This window comes from Kaistella sp., assembly GCF_032060305.1.
Classification (GTDB): Bacteria; Bacteroidota; Bacteroidia; order Flavobacteriales; family Weeksellaceae; genus Kaistella; species Kaistella yananensis.
The window spans coordinates 19,747-34,915 of record NZ_DAMBHK010000019.1 but is presented as its reverse complement, the minus strand read 5'-3'; the positions used below and the strand labels follow the sequence as shown (position 1 = coordinate 34,915).

The 15,169-nt window shown below is 38.7% G+C and carries 14 protein-coding genes; 7 read left to right on the top strand and 7 right to left on the bottom strand.

The genetic code is table 11. From position 1 onward, the window contains the following. The first annotated feature begins 22 nt into the window (after positions 1 to 22). From V5N63_RS04390 to apaG, 5 genes are all read left to right on the top strand, one after another. Complete coding sequence (locus tag V5N63_RS04390) at positions 23 to 1,291, top strand: glucose-1-phosphate adenylyltransferase (RefSeq protein WP_332032968.1); 1,269 nt, start codon at positions 23 to 25, stop codon at positions 1,289 to 1,291. Positions 1,292 to 1,367: 76 nt separating this feature from the next. Then, positions 1,368 to 2,405, top strand: coding sequence for a polyketide cyclase (locus V5N63_RS04385; protein ID WP_332032967.1), 1,038 nt, complete (start codon positions 1,368 to 1,370; stop codon positions 2,403 to 2,405). A gap of 98 nt (positions 2,406 to 2,503) precedes the next feature. After that, on the top strand, positions 2,504 to 5,317 hold the full coding sequence (locus V5N63_RS04380) for a 2-oxoglutarate dehydrogenase E1 component (protein WP_332032966.1): 2,814 nt from the start codon (positions 2,504 to 2,506) through the stop codon (positions 5,315 to 5,317). A gap of 33 nt (positions 5,318 to 5,350) precedes the next feature. After that, positions 5,351 to 6,616, top strand: coding sequence for a 2-oxoglutarate dehydrogenase complex dihydrolipoyllysine-residue succinyltransferase (gene odhB, locus V5N63_RS04375; protein WP_332032965.1), 1,266 nt, complete (start codon positions 5,351 to 5,353; stop codon positions 6,614 to 6,616). An 84-nt stretch (positions 6,617 to 6,700) separates the two neighbouring features. Continuing rightward, the gene (apaG, locus tag V5N63_RS04370; RefSeq protein ID WP_265144817.1) at positions 6,701 to 7,087 is read left to right on the top strand and encodes a Co2+/Mg2+ efflux protein ApaG; all 387 of its coding nucleotides are present in this window, start codon (positions 6,701 to 6,703) and stop codon (positions 7,085 to 7,087) included. A gap of 75 nt (positions 7,088 to 7,162) precedes the next feature. On the opposite strand, the gene V5N63_RS04365 is transcribed toward apaG, so the two are convergent. From V5N63_RS04365 to V5N63_RS04340, 6 genes are all read right to left on the bottom strand, one after another. Beyond that, positions 7,163 to 7,720 carry a 3'-5' exonuclease gene (locus V5N63_RS04365; RefSeq protein ID WP_332032964.1) on the bottom strand — a complete coding sequence of 186 codons (558 nt, stop codon included), beginning with the start codon at positions 7,718 to 7,720 and terminating at the stop codon, positions 7,163 to 7,165. A gap of 47 nt (positions 7,721 to 7,767) precedes the next feature. Then, positions 7,768 to 8,535, bottom strand: a complete 768-nt coding sequence (locus V5N63_RS04360) for an alpha/beta hydrolase (RefSeq protein ID WP_332032963.1) — start codon at positions 8,533 to 8,535, stop codon at positions 7,768 to 7,770. Positions 8,536 to 8,540: 5 nt separating this feature from the next. Next, the gene (locus V5N63_RS04355) at positions 8,541 to 9,821 is read right to left on the bottom strand and encodes a hemolysin family protein (RefSeq protein WP_332032962.1); all 1,281 of its coding nucleotides are present in this window, start codon (positions 9,819 to 9,821) and stop codon (positions 8,541 to 8,543) included. Positions 9,822 to 9,875: 54 nt separating this feature from the next. Further along, complete coding sequence (locus V5N63_RS04350; protein WP_332032961.1) at positions 9,876 to 10,733, bottom strand: alpha/beta hydrolase; 858 nt, start codon at positions 10,731 to 10,733, stop codon at positions 9,876 to 9,878. Between the two features lie 87 nt (positions 10,734 to 10,820). Further along, positions 10,821 to 11,783: a glycosyltransferase family 2 protein gene (locus V5N63_RS04345; RefSeq protein ID WP_332032960.1), complete on the bottom strand. Its 963-nt coding sequence runs from the start codon at positions 11,781 to 11,783 to the stop codon at positions 10,821 to 10,823. A 12-nt stretch (positions 11,784 to 11,795) separates the two neighbouring features. Beyond that, positions 11,796 to 12,677: a lysophospholipid acyltransferase family protein gene (locus V5N63_RS04340; protein WP_332032959.1), complete on the bottom strand. Its 882-nt coding sequence runs from the start codon at positions 12,675 to 12,677 to the stop codon at positions 11,796 to 11,798. Between the two features lie 76 nt (positions 12,678 to 12,753). Here V5N63_RS04340 and V5N63_RS04335 point away from each other — a divergent pair, with 76 nt between their 5' ends. After that, positions 12,754 to 13,341: a thioredoxin family protein gene (locus tag V5N63_RS04335; protein ID WP_332032958.1), complete on the top strand. Its 588-nt coding sequence runs from the start codon at positions 12,754 to 12,756 to the stop codon at positions 13,339 to 13,341. A gap of 33 nt (positions 13,342 to 13,374) precedes the next feature. On the opposite strand, the gene V5N63_RS04330 is transcribed toward V5N63_RS04335, so the two are convergent. Continuing rightward, positions 13,375 to 14,736, bottom strand: coding sequence for an aldehyde dehydrogenase (locus tag V5N63_RS04330; RefSeq protein ID WP_332032957.1), 1,362 nt, complete (start codon positions 14,734 to 14,736; stop codon positions 13,375 to 13,377). Positions 14,737 to 14,792: 56 nt separating this feature from the next. On the opposite strand from V5N63_RS04330, the gene V5N63_RS04325 reads away from it, so the two are divergent. Further along, positions 14,793 to 15,169 (top strand): SDR family NAD(P)-dependent oxidoreductase (locus V5N63_RS04325; protein ID WP_332032956.1); only part of this gene is annotated, 377 nt, incomplete at its 3' end.

The window sequence follows — 15,169 nt, the reverse complement described above, 5'->3', positions numbered from 1 at the left end:
GCAAACACAAAAATTTAATCCTATGAAACCAAGTGTCATCTCAATAGTGCTCGGCGGTGGACGCGGAACACGGTTGTTTCCTTTAACTTATTCGCGCTCTAAACCGGCGGTTCCAATAGCCGGAAAATACAGATTGGTGGATATTCCGATTTCCAACTGCCTGAATTCGGGATTCAACAGGATTTTGGTTTTAACGCAGTTTAATTCGGCTTCTTTAAATTCTCACATCAAAAATTCTTACCATTTTGATATCTTCAGTAAGGGTTTCGTAGATATTTTGGCTGCAGAACAGAATGTCGAAAACGACCAGTGGTATCAGGGTACGGCTGATGCGGTGCGACAGTCGATGAAGCATCTCGATAAGTATGAATATGATTATATTCTGATACTTTCCGGCGATCAGCTTTATCAGATGGATTTTCGTGCGATGATCGATTTCCACTGCAGTAAGGAAGCGGATATTACCATTGCAACGATTCCTGTGAACTGTCATGATGCGCCTGGATTTGGTATCTTAAAAGCGGATGACGACGGTAATATTACCTCGTTTATCGAAAAACCATCCCATGAGGTGTTGGATGAATGGAAATCTGAAGTTTCTGAAAAAGGCAGATCCGAGGGTAAAGAGTTTCTTGCCTCAATGGGCATTTATGTGTTCAGTAAAAATATGCTGAAAAAAATGTTTGATAATGATCCGGGAGATGATTTCGGTGGCGAACTTATTCCGAACGGGATTGGAACCTTTAAAATGATCAGTTATCAATATGATGGATACTGGACGGATATCGGTACAATACAGTCGTTTTTTGATGCCAATCTGGAGCTCACGCAGGATTTCCCGAAATTTAATTTATTCAGTCATTCGCCGATTTATACCCGCGCGAGAATGCTTCCACCATCCAAAATACTGGGTTCATACGTGAGTAAAGCTATTTTTGGTGACGGTTGTGTGGTAATGGCAGATAAAATTGAAAACTCAATTGTGGGAAACAGAAGCCGTATCGATAAAGGAAGTACACTTATAAATACCTATATGATGGGTGCCGACTATTATCAGGATACCAAAGAAATCGTAATAAATGACCAGAACGGTACAGCAAATCTTGGTGTAGGGAAATACTGCTATATCGAACGTGCGATCTTGGACAAAAACTGCAGGATTGGTGATAATGTAAGAATTATTGGCGGTAAACACCTCCAGGATGGTGATTACGATACCCATTCTATAAAAGACGGTATTGTAGTCGTGAAGAAGAATGCGGTTATACACCCCGGAACAATTATCCCTTAAAACAGAAACACCTATACAACGCGGCAATATTTATACTGCCGCGTTTTTTGTGTGAGAGATTTTTGTATTTTTGCCCATGCGTTGGTTAAAATTCGGAACTTTAATTATCATCTTTTTATTGGCAGTGTACGCCGTCTCTATGACTTTCGTGGCAGAAAGCAAGAGTTTCACCGTTGAAAAAGAAATCAATTATCCTGTCGATAAGGTTTTTCCACAGTTTAATAATCTCCAGAATTTCAGCCGCTGGAGTGGCTTCTTTGCCAGGAACAAAAATCTTACTTTCGATTTTTTTACCCCTTATGAAGGTCAGGGAAGTTCTATGAGTTACCACGATAAAAAAAACGAAGATGTTTTTGGTGACTTGTTTATCCGTTACGAAAATCCAAACAAAACACTTCGTTATCAGTTATTCGAAGGCCGAAACCGCAATCCTTATCTTATCGATTTAAAATTTATTCCGGCAAATGGAAAGACCAGAGTCATTTGGTATGTTCATACTCCGAAGCAGCCTTTCCTCAAACGTTCACTTAATTTAATTTCAGAAGACGATATCAACCAGAATATTGAAAGCGGAATGATTACGCTCTTTAACATCTTAGGCAACAAAGTCAATAAAGAACAGGCGCGCGAAAATTTGAAATTCGACAGTTTGATGGTGGAAGAAAAAGAAGGCCAGCTTCTCTTAGGTGTGAATGTAAATTCCAAGAATACCAAAGACGCGCTTTTCAAGAATATCGTGATGAACCATAACAAAACCCTCAACTTTATAACAATGGATTTGCGGAAGAGAGAAGACGAGTACGGCGAGCCGGTTTTAATCACTAATGCCAATAATTTTAAAGATAAAGAAGTTTCTTATTACTACGGAATACCGCTTTCCAAAAGAATTGGTGTATCCGATAACAACTTCACCTTCAGAACGGTGAATGCGTCCAGAAACTATGTCATTTATTACCGGGGCAGTTATTCAGGCCGAATTAGTGCAATACAGCAACTCCTTCAGCAGGCCAAAAAAGATACGATGCGTACCGGCGATCTGCAGCAAACCTTCCTCGAAGAACCGGCTGTGGAAAGTAATACAGTGATGAAATTATCTTTGCCGGTTTACAGATGATTTGTTTAATTGTTTTTTAAAATTTTTCAGCTTTATTAGTTCACTTATTTTGCTTAAATTTGTAGTAAAATAAATCAACAACAGTTAATCTGTAAATAATGGACAAATTTTCATTCCTGAACGCTGCTCATTCGCAGTTAATCGAAGACTTATACCAACAATATTTAAGATATCCCGATAGTCTGGAGCCTTCCTGGAAAGCATTTTTCCAGGGATTTGATTTTGCGCTCGAAAATTACGGTGACGAATCTTCTGAAAATACTTCAGTTTCAGCAAATTCATCTGAAAAAGTAGTGCAGTTTGCAAATCAGTCTGCATCAAGTGGTCAAATTCCGGATGATATTCAGAGAGAATTCAAAGTTTTAAATTTAATTGAGGCTTACAGACACAGAGGGCATTTGTTTACCAATACCAACCCTGTTCGCCAGAGAAGACATTATGAGCCTACACTGGCGATCGAAAATTTCGGACTTACGCAGACCGACCTTACCCGTAAATTCAATTCCGCTACAGAAATCGGAATGCCGGGCGCAGCAACACTTCAGGATATTGTAAAACGTTTAGAAAATATCTATTGCGAATCTATCGGGGTAGAGTATATGCACATTAATAATACGGATGAAAAACTGTATATCAGAAAATGGCTTCAGGTAAACGAAAACCGTGCTCAGCTCAATGCTTCTGAGAAAACTGAAATTTTAGGCAAGCTAAACCAGGCCGTTGCTTTTGAAAATTATCTGCACACCAAATTCGTTGGGCAGAAGAGATTTTCACTTGAAGGAGGTGAATCGCTAATTCCTGCGCTTGATCAGCTCATCACGCGTTCTTCGCAACACGGAGTTGATGAAGTGGTGTTAGGAATGGCTCACCGTGGAAGATTAAATGTACTCACCAATATTTTCGGGAAATCTTACAAACAGATTTTCTCAGAATTTGAAGGAAAAGAATTTGAGGAGGATGTATTTTCAGGTGATGTAAAATATCACTTGGGTTCATCCAAAAAAATAAAAACAGCCAACGGAGAAGAAGTTTCAATCAACCTAACCCCGAATCCCTCGCATCTGGAAACCGTTGCAGCTTTGGTTGAAGGTATTTGCCGTGCGAAAGTAGATGATACCTACCACGACTACAAGAAAGTTTTACCGATCGTAATTCACGGTGACGGTGCAATTGCCGGCCAGGGAATTGTGTACGAAGTTGCGCAGATGATGACCCTTGAAGGTTACAAAACCGGCGGTACAGTTCATATTGTTGTAAACAATCAGGTTTCATTTACAACCAATTACCTGGATGCACGTTCTTCCATTTACTGTACAGATATTGCTAAAGTTACCGAATCTCCGGTGATGCACGTAAATGCTGATGATGTGGAAGCTGTAGTACATGCCATCAGATTTGCAGCAGATTTCCGTGCTCAGTTTGGTAAAGACGTGTACATCGATTTATTAGGCTACAGAAAATACGGTCACAATGAAGGTGATGAGCCTCGTTTTACCCAGCCGAATCTTTATAAAGCAATTTCAAAACATCCAAATCCACGCGAGATTTACAAAGAAGTGCTTATTAAGGAAGGAATTGTTTCTGATGAAGTGCTGAAAAAAATGGAAAGCGAATTCAAAAATCTATTGGATGCAGACTATGACGCATCGAAGGAAATTGAAAAAAATGCCATGGCTATCTTTATGGAAGATGCCTGGAAAGATTTCCCGCTTTGTCCGCGTGGTGCAATGCAGAACAGCGTAGATACAGGATTCGATATTAAAGCACTGAAAGAGCTGGCTGTAAAAATGACTACTTTACCGGCTGATAAAAAATTCATTTCGAAAATAACCAGACTTTTCGAAAACCGTCTGAAAATGATCGAGAGCAATTCACTCGATTGGGCACTTGGGGAGTGGCTTGCTTATGCAACCTTACTTACTGAAGGTAAAAATGTACGTATTTCCGGGGAAGACGTGGAAAGAGGAACTTTTTCTCACCGTCACGCAATGGTAAAAACAGAAGATACAGAAGAAGAATACATCCCGTTAAGACATATTTCCGAGAGCCGTTTCGATATTTATAATTCGCATCTTTCAGAATATGGAGTTCTTGGTTTTGATTATGGTTATGCCATGGCTTCACCAAATACACTTACAATCTGGGAAGCACAGTTTGGGGATTTCGTCAACGGAGCTCAGATTATCATCGACCAGTATTTAGCAGCCGCTGAAGAAAAATGGAAAATCCAGAATGGGTTGGTGATGCTCTTGCCTCACGGTTTTGAAGGTCAGGGTGCTGAACACTCATCTGCGAGACTCGAAAGATTTTTAGGACTTTGCGCCAACGAAAATATGACTGTAGCCAATGCAACTACGCCGGCAAACTATTTCCACTTGTTGAGAAGACAGCTGAAGTGGAATTTCAGAAAACCGCTGGTTGTAATGACTCCGAAATCACTGTTGCGTCATCCGAAAGTAGTATCTCCGTTAGAAGATTTTGCGACCGGAACGTTCCAGCCAGTTATTGATGATGCTGTTGCAAATCCGAAGAAAATTGAAAAACTAATCCTGTGTTCAGGTAAGATTTACTACGAGCTTTTAGCCAAAAAAGAAGAACTGAACTGCGAAAATATTGCATTGGTAAGATTAGAGCAGCTTTACCCTCTTCAACAAGATAAGATCGAAGAGATCTTAAGCAAATACAGCAGCAGAACGCAATTGGTTTGGGTTCAGGAAGAGCCTGAAAATATGGGAGCGTGGGCATATATCCTGCGTAATTTCAGAGATACAGGAATTCAGGTGATTGCACCGGTTGCCAGTGGATCACCGGCTCCGGGTAGTCACAAAATGTTCGAAAGAAACCAAAATAATGTAATCAACAGAGTTTTCGACCGCGATGATGCTCCTGCAAAAAGACCGGTTACAGCATAATTAATTTTTAAATAATAAACAAAAATAAACCCGATGTCAATATTAGAAATGAAAGTCCCTTCACCGGGAGAATCCATCACAGAAGTTGAAATCGCATCATGGTTGGTAAAAGACGGCGATTATGTAGAAAAGGACCAACCCATTGCTGAAGTTGATTCCGACAAAGCAACTCTTGATTTACCTGCTGAAGAAAGCGGAATTATCACTTTAAAAGCCGAAGAAGGTGAAGTGGTACAAGTTGGTCAAGTAGTTTGTTTAATCGACATGGATGCCAAAAAACCTGAAGGTTCAGCTCCTGCTGCGGAAGCTCCAAAAGCAGAAAACGCAGAAGCTCCGAAAGCAGAACAAAAAGTGGTTGAAAAACCTGCAATCGTTCAGGAAGCGAAAAAAGAAGAGGCAAAACCAACTTCTTACGCAACCGGAACTCCTTCACCTGCTGCAAAGAAAATCCTTGATGAGAAAGGAGTAGATGCATCACAAGTTTCCGGTTCAGGAAAAGATGGCAGAATCACAAAACAGGACGCTGAAACTGCTTCCGTACCTGCAATGGGTGCTGCATCATCTACTGGCGGATCAAGATCTTCAAGCACCACAAAACTTTCAGTTCTCAGAAGAAAATTGGCAGCAAGATTGGTTTCTGTGAAAAATGAAACCGCAATGTTGACGACTTTCAATGAAGTTGACATGTCTGAAATCTTCAGAATCAGAAAACAATATAAGGAAGAATTTGCTCAAAAACACGGTGTAGGTTTAGGATTTATGTCATTCTTCACCAAAGCGGTTACCAGAGCACTTCAAATGTATCCTGATGTAAATGCTTCAATTGATGGAGATTACAAAATTAATTACGATTTCTGCGATATTTCAATCGCGGTTTCTGGACCAAAAGGCTTGATGGTTCCGGTTTTAAGAAATGCTGAAAACATGACCTTCCGTGGAGTAGAAGCCAACATCAAATCTTTGGCAGAAAAAGTAAGAGACGGTAAAATTACTGTTGATGAAATGACTGGCGGTACATTTACGGTAACAAACGGCGGAACTTTCGGATCTATGATGTCAACGCCAATTATCAACCCGCCCCAGTCTGCAATTCTGGGAATGCACAATATCCTGCAAAGACCGATGGCGATTGACGGGCAGGTAGTAATTCGGCCGATGATGTATGTTGCACTTTCGTACGACCATAGAATTATCGATGGTAAAGAATCTGTTGGTTTCCTGGTTGCAGTAAAAGAAGCAATCGACAATCCTGTTGAATTCTTAATGGGAGGCGACGAAAGAAAAGCGCTTGAATTATAAATTTATCCGAGCGATTTATAAAATAAATGAAATCCCGTACTGAAAAGGCGGGATTTTTGCATTTCCCCTAAAAAATCTACTGAAATGTTTTCTACAACTACCTTTGATATTAAAGTTTCTGTAATTCCCGAATATGATATTAAAAACAGTTTTCCGTCTGAAAACCGTTTTGTATTCAGGTATCATGTAACCATCGAAAACCTTGGCGACCATCCGGTGCAGCTTTTGAAAAGGAAATGGCTGATTTATGATGTAGGTTTCGGTTACACTGAAGTGGAAGGCGATGGTGTCATAGGTCTTACTCCCGAAATCAATCCTGGAGAAACATTCAAATATTTTTCTAATGTTGTGCTGCGCTCGGGAGTCGGCAGTATGAGCGGTGTTTATTTTTGCATCAATCTTCACAACAGCGAAAATTTAGCGATTGATATTCCCAAATTTAACCTGATGGCAGAGGTTTTAAGCAATTAAGAAATGATTCAAAATATAATTTAAACGGTGCAGCTTACTGCTGATGCCGTTTTTTTTGTTTAAAAGTTTGAGAAGTTAGAGCAATTTCATGTTCTTCTTCATTACTTCCTGAACTTCGTCGTTCGAGGTAACCATCAGTTTATCGAAAGCCAGCAGCGAAATTTTAGCGCAAACTTCCGCATCGTCCCCGGCACGGTGATGGTTGAAGGAGAGGTGGTGATGCTCAGCCAGACTCTTCAATCCATATTTGGGAAGATTTTTCCACGATTTCTTCGCGACCGAAATACTGCAGAGGTAATTAATTTTTGGCTTGAAAAAACCGTAATAATCGAGACAACTGCGCAGTACACCCGCATCAAAAGCTGCGTTGTGAGCAATCATAAGATTTCCGTACATCAGGTTTTCCGCTTCATGCCAAATATCTTCAAAGGTAGGTGCATCCTGCACATCTTCAGGAAGAATTCCGTGAACATCAATATTTCTTGGATGGAAGTAAGGGAAACTCGGCGGTTTTATAAGCCAGGTCTGGGTTTTTACAATCTCTCCGTTTTCCACAACGCAGATTCCCATTTCGCAGGCAGAGTTGCGTTCGTGGGTGGCTGTTTCGAAATCGATGGCGCAGAAGTCTATCATGAATTGCTTAAGGTTTTTGAATTAAATCTAATTTGATGATTTGTAAGTTATTTTAAAATTTCTCTCATTTGGTCAGTGTATTGCTGAAATTTCGCCAGATCATCATGAGTTCCGCCTTCAATTTCTATAAATTTTTTTGGAAGAGAAGGATGGTGATCAGCAAATACTTTGAAAAGTTTTTTTCCTGAATTTATGGGAACTATTTTGTCCTTGGTTCCATGAAAGTGGTAAAGAGCGGTGTTTATATTGAGAATATTTTCGTTGGAAAGAAAATGATATGTCATTTTGGTGGAAACTTTATCAGTTACTTTAACAGGAAGCCAACGGTTGGCGATATCCTGCAGATTATAAAATGTAGCTTCAAGAATAACCACTTTTGGATTGTTATCGGCAGCCATTTTTACGGCAAATGCACCGCCAAGACTTCTTCCGTACACAATTATGTTTTCTTCTCCATAATGCTGTTTTGCGAAATCATACACAAACTGTGCGTCAGAATATAGAAATTTTTCGTTTCTTGAACCTGAGCTTTTTCCGTAGCCACGGTAATCCATTATCAGTATGTCATAACCAAATTTAGTAAACTCCGAGGCAATTTTACCCCAACGGTGAAGGTTATCGGCATTCCCATGAAAATACAGGATTATGCCTTTGGGATTTTTAATTTTAAAGTGCAGCACATTTATTAAGCCTTCAAAAGGAGTTTCCCATAAATATTCTTCAAAATCAACTTCAAAGTTGAATTCATGTTTTGGGTGCAACGGAACGGGAAGAAACACTACCTTTTCCTGAAAATACTGAAGGATTTTTGCCATGATTATTAAGGCTTAGTTCTTGTAATGAGGATTTTATCTACACGCTGGCCATCTTTATCCAGAATTTCAAGTTCAAGATCCTCAATATTGATTTTATCACCAATCTGTGTCACGCCGTGATGTTGATTCAGGAAAAAGCCAACCAAGGTGGTGTAATTATCTTTGTTATCGAACTCATATTCAATGTCAAAATACTTCAGGAATTCTACAATCGGCACCTGCCCGTCAGCCAGCCAGGAATTTTCGTTCCGTTCGGTGATTCGGTAATCGAAGTTGTCTTCGGTCGCGGTGTCACCAACCAAAGCATCCAGCAAATCACCCAAAGTAATCATTCCCACCGTGTTTCCGTACTCGTCGATTACAATTCCGTAGTGGTTTTTCTCTTTTTTGAAAACTTCAAGAGCTTTATAGGCATAACTGTTTTCGTTGAAATAAAGAGGCTGTTTTACATATTTTTTAATATCGAATTTTTCGGATTCTTCAATGGGAAAAAGGTCTTTCAATAAAACGATTCCAAGAATGTCATCTAGGTTATTTTTTTTGGTTACCGGATAGGCGGTATGTTTATCGTTTTTAATTTTCGCTAGAATTTCCGGTAACGAATCTTCAGTACTGAAAAAAGTCATTGCAGTTCTGTGCGTAAGCAATGTGTTGATTTTTCGGTCACCAAGTTCGAAAACGCGCTCTACAATATTGTGTTCTATAATATCGATTTCACCTTCCTGGGCGCTTTCTTTTATGATAGATTTTATTTCCTCTTCGGTCACAATACTGTCGGAACTGCTTTTAATTCCCAATAATTTCAGGATTAAATTATTTGAAGTACTGAGCAGCCATACAAACGGGGAAGTAATTTTTGACAGAATATCCATTGGTTTTGCTACCATCGTAATTACAATTTCCGGATACGTCATAGCAATTCTCTTCGGCAGAAGTTCGCCCAGTAGTATCGACAGATAGGTAATGAATATTACAATACCGGCCGTGGCTAATGTTTTTGAATAGGGTTCAATAGCAGAAAACCTGCTGAGAAAATGCTGCAAATCTGTTGTCAGATTTTCTCCAGAATAAACACCGAGTAATATTCCGATAAGCGTGATTCCTATCTGTACCGTTGAAAGGAATTTTGTTGGATGTTCCGAAAGTTCAAGCGCTTTTTTAGCTCCTGAACTGCCTTTTTTGCCAGCATTTTCGAGTTTAAATTTTCTGGAAGACACCAGTGACATTTCAGACATGGAAAAAATCCCGTTAAGCAGCACCAGAAATATAATGATAATAAGTTCCATTAAGAATAAAAATTTACAGCAAAGATAAATGAATTGTGAAAAGCAGAAGCAATTTTAGTTTCTATGTCTCACGTTTAAACTGGTTTTTTCTTTATCGATTACTGTTTTCCGTTCATCGAAAATTTCTTCCATCACATGGTGATATTCTTCAAAATGATGCACATTTATATGACCTGCACCCAAAATCACGTAGAGTCTTGTAAGTTTCGGATTAATTTCTGAAAGATCTACGGCGGTTTTGATAGGGACCAGTCGGTCATCGCTGCCATGAATAATTTTAACAGGACATTTTACATTTTTTAAATACCGAAATGTGGGTATGTTGTACCGCAGAAAAGGCTTTGCCGGCATAAACGGCAAATACCGGTGAATGGTCCGCAGAAGAGAATAGAGTGGTGAGGTTAAAATCAGAAGGCGTGGATTATTTTTTGCTGCCAGTCTTGCTGCGAATCCCGAGCCAAGTGAGCGGCCGTACACGACAATTTTTTCCTCAGAAAATTCCTTTTTTACAATATCATAAATAAATTGGGAGTCTCTTTTCATGGCTTCTACCGTGCGTTTTCCGGTGCTTTTCCCGAAACCGCGGTAGTCCATCATAATAACTTCATAACCTAACCTCGTGAAATCAATGGCAAATTTGCCCCAACCTTTGATGCTTTTGGTATTTCCTTTCAGGTAAATCACAACGCCTTTCGGTTCGTCAACCTGAAAATGTAGATAATTTATTTTCGCGCCAGATTCGGGCTCAACCGTTTTTTCATAGGCTTTTAAATGTTCGTAAGCGAATTTGAAATCTGGTGGAAGTTTTTCCGGCTGAAAGAAAAATTTATGCTGAAAAAAATAAATCAGCAACCCGATCGCCAAAATAACGATAACAATGATTGTTATGATGAAATATAAATCTACATTCATTTATATAAATGTAATGCAATTTATTTGATTTCGAGAGAATGTAAGAAAATTTTAAATAAAGAAAACAGTGGAAATAAGACTAATTAATTAAATAAAGTGTTTAAAAATCAACCATTTAGATTCATAGTAATTTCTTATCTGATTTTTACCGCGTAATTTTATAGTTTCCGGCAACTGCGCATAAAAGCTGAAATGAGCCCGCAAAACTGCCCAAAGATGAGGGAATCCGTTTTTGAATGCAAAATATAAAGCTGCCGCGCCATCAAGAATCAGTCGTGAAAGAATAATCCAGAAAACTATTGAAAACGGAAGATTTTTCACAAGCATGGAAAGATTATTCCGCATATTAAGGAAGGTTTTTTGGGCGCTTTGCTTGTTCAAAGTTCCGCCTCCTACATGATAAACTGTAGATTTTCCGGTGTAGAAAATTTTCTTTCCGTCGTTTTTAAGCCGCCAGCATAGATCGATTTCTTCCTGATGCGCAAAAAATCTCGCATCGAAACCGTTCTGTTTCCTGAAATCTTCAGAACGTATAAATAAACAGCAGCCAGAAGCCCAGAAAATTTCGGTTTCGTCATCGAATTGGCCTTTGTCTTCTTCAATATTTTCAAAAACTCTTCCACGGCAGTACGGATAACCCAGGTTATCGATGAAACCACCGGCAGCACCGGCAAATTCGAAGAAATTTCTGCGGTTGTAATCTAAAATTTTGGGTTGAACCGCCGCGATCTTTAAATCTTTTCGAAATAAATCTAAAACCGGATTCAGCCAGTTTTCGGTAACCTCCACGTCCGAATTCAGTAGGCAGTAAATCTCCGCATCAATTTTTTTCAACCCTTCATTGTAACCGCCCGCAAATCCTTTATTTTCAGTATTCTGTATAATTTTTACCTGCGGGAAGTTCAGTTTCAAAAACAGTACAGAATCATCCGTCGAAGCGTTATCAATCACATAAACGTCGGTATTTTCTGAATGCGAAATTACATTGGGAAGAAATTTTTCTAACCAGTTTTTTCCGTTCCAGTTCAATATGGCAATGGCTAAATTCAAGGATTTTGATTTTTAGTTTGCGTCATCCATCACTTTTATGGCGTGCTGGTATTTCCATCTGCGGTGGGACCAAAGATAGTTGTCTGGCCTTTTATTGATAGTGTTTTCAAGAAGTTTATGAAATTTCTTTACCACTTCATGTTCCACAAACTGCTCGCCTTCGGGATAAATTCTGTAATAATTGATCTGATAATAGCCGCGCTTCACTTTTTTCATTTCACAGAAAACAAAAGCCAGATCCATCCTCGTAGAAAGTTTATCGTATCCGATGAAAGCTGGAGTTTTCTGGTTCAGGAAATTTAATCCGAAAGAAACTTCTGATACATGCGGTGACTGATCTGCTACAAACATATACACTGATTTTCCGTCATTAGGATTGCGGAGAATATGCCGAATCACTTCTTTTGCTTCGAGCGCAGTATTGCCGAAACGGTTGCGGATACCTTTGATTTTTTCTTCCCAAAAACTGTTCTGAACCTTGCGGTAAACCGGGAAGCAGTTTTCTTGCGGAATAATTGTTGCTAGAGCATTAAACCATTCCCAGTTAAAAACATGGCCAGTAAGCAGAATTACGTTTTTGTTTTCAGCATTTGCCTTATGAAAAACATCCTGATTAAGATGCTGAACCCTTACACGAAGTTCTTTGGAGGAAATGGTAAAAGCTTTTAGGGTTTCTACTATATAATCAGAAAAATTCCGGTAAAAACTTTTACGGATTTTGTCAATTTCTGACTCAGATTTTTTTGGAAATGAATTTTTGAGATTTTCGGTCACCACTTCTTTTCTGTAGCCCACCAGACTGTACATCAGAAAAAAAATAACATCTGACAGTACATATAAAACCCGCAGCGGGAGCTTCGAAAAAAGAATGATAATTTTAAATAAAAAATTCACAGTTTGCAAATTTAGCAATTATTAACGTGAACAGTCCCGCTAATTTTGTTAATTTGCACATCAAAATCAAAAATCAATGAAATTAAGGATTTTAAAAGTATTTGCGTTCGCATCGGTCTTTATTTCAGGAATAGGATGTGCACAAAAATCGGATACAAAATCGGCTGAAAAATCTTCCGGAACAACTGTTGTCGTAGATCAGGATTCCGCCGCAATTGCTGAAGCAAAAAAGAAAGCCGCAGCTGAGGAGAAAGCCAAACTTCCGAAACCTTATAACGCAACAGAAAATGCCGAAGCACGAATCGACGAATTGGTAAAAAAGGCAAAAGCTGAGAATAAAAATATCATTTTACAAGCCGGAGGAAACTGGTGTATTTGGTGTCTAAGGTTCAACAATTTTGTTCAAACCACTCCGGAATTGAAAGGAATTGTGGATGCCAATTACCTTTATTACCACTTGAATTATTCGCCGGAGAACAAAAACGAGAAAGTTTTTGCGAAATATGACAATCCGGGAGCGAAATTCGGATACCCGGTTTTTGTCGTTCTTGATCAAAGCGGAAAGATGATTCATACGCAAGATAGCGCGGTGCTAGAAGAGGGAAAGGGGTATAGCAAAGAAAAAGTGAAAGCGTTTTTCGAGAAGTGGGCGCCAAAATTATAAAACAAAAAGTTCCGGAAATTTCCGGAACTTTTTTTATAGTAGTTTCTTAATCCAATTCATTTTTTTCTCCGTGTATGGCGGATATTTCAAATCGGGCTCGCCCCAATTTACACGCTCGAGAACGGCTTTTTGATGGGAAAAAGTTTCAAAGCCAAATTTTCCGTGGTAATTTCCAATTCCCGAATTACCAACACCTCCGAATGGTAAATTTTCATTGCTTAAATGCATCACTACATCGTTAATACATCCACCACCAAAGGAAATTTTCGAAGTAAAACTCTCTTTTTCTGCCGAATTATTGGTGAAAAGATAAGCAGCCAAGGGTTTTTCTTTTTCTGAGATTTTAAGCAAAGCTTCATTAAAATTATTAAAAGTGAGAACCGGCAAAATCGGACCAAAAATTTCTTCCTGCATTACAGCGTCTTCCCAACTGATTTCATGCAAAATCGTGGGTTCGATATAAAGCTTTTGAGAATCGTAGTTTCCACCGAAATAGATCTTATCTTTTTCAATAAAATTTACCAGTCTGTCGAAATTTCTTCGATTGATTATTTTTGTATAATGTTCCGAATCTGGTTGGTAATTGAATTTCTGAATGTAAGATTTCAATGTATCCAGAAAACTGTCTTTCACTTTCTCATCCACCAAAATATAATCCGGAGCCACACACGTTTGTCCGGCATTAAGAAATTTCCCCCAAACAATTCTTTTGGCTGCTACCTCAAAATCAGCATTTGCAGTGACAATAGCTGGACTTTTTCCACCCAATTCCAAAGTTACCGGTGTTAAATTTTTCGCAGCAGCTTCATATACGATTCGTCCAACTTTTGTGCTTCCTGTGAAAAATATTTTATCAAATTTTAGTTTTAATATTTCCGTAATTTCTTCCACAGCGCCTTCTGCCACGAAAATATAATCGTTAGGAAAATTTTCATTGATGATTTTTGCCATTGCTTTCATCGTATTTTCAGCAACTTCGCTGGGTTTTACAATACAGGTATTTCCTGCTGCCATAGAAGTAACCAGAGGAGAAAGCGAGAGTTGGTACGGATAATTCCATGCACCGATCACAAGTGTGCAACCGAGTGGTTCGCTATGGATTTTACTCGTTCCAAGTTGATTCGCAAGGTTGGTTTTGACTTTCTTTGGCTTTGATAGGGTACTGAGGTTTTTCAGGTAAAAATCGATGTCTTTTAAAATGAAAGAAATTTCTGTCGTATAAGTATCAAATCTCGATTTTCCAAAGTCTTTATAAATGGCCTCGTAAAGCAGTTCTTCATTTTTAATGATCAAATCTCGCAGTTTTTCCAGATACATTTTTCTGAACTTGATGCTTTTGGTTTTCTGGCTGTTAAAAAAGGTACGCTGATCAGCTAATATCTTTTCAAAATTCATTACATTTATTTTATAATTCAAACAAATTTACTCCAAATTAAACAGATAAAGATAAAATGGATTTCAGAAATAAAAAAATTCTACTTACCGGCGGGTGTTCCGGAATCGGGAAAATTATGGCGAGAAAATCTTTGGAAAGAGGTGTGAAAAAACTGGTGATTTGGGATATCAATTCAGAAGCGCTCGCAACTACAAAACATGAATTTCAGACGCTTGGCGGTGAAATTTTTACCTATAATGTAGATGTTTCAAATTTGGATGAAGTTAAAATTGCTGCGCAGCGAGTGCGTACCGAAGTGGGGAAGATTGATGTTTTAATCAATAACGCAGGAATTGTAGTCGGAAAATATTTTCATGAACATAACCATGACGAGATTCAGAAAAGCATGCTCATCAATTCCAATGCTTTCATGCATATTGGGCTTGAATTTCT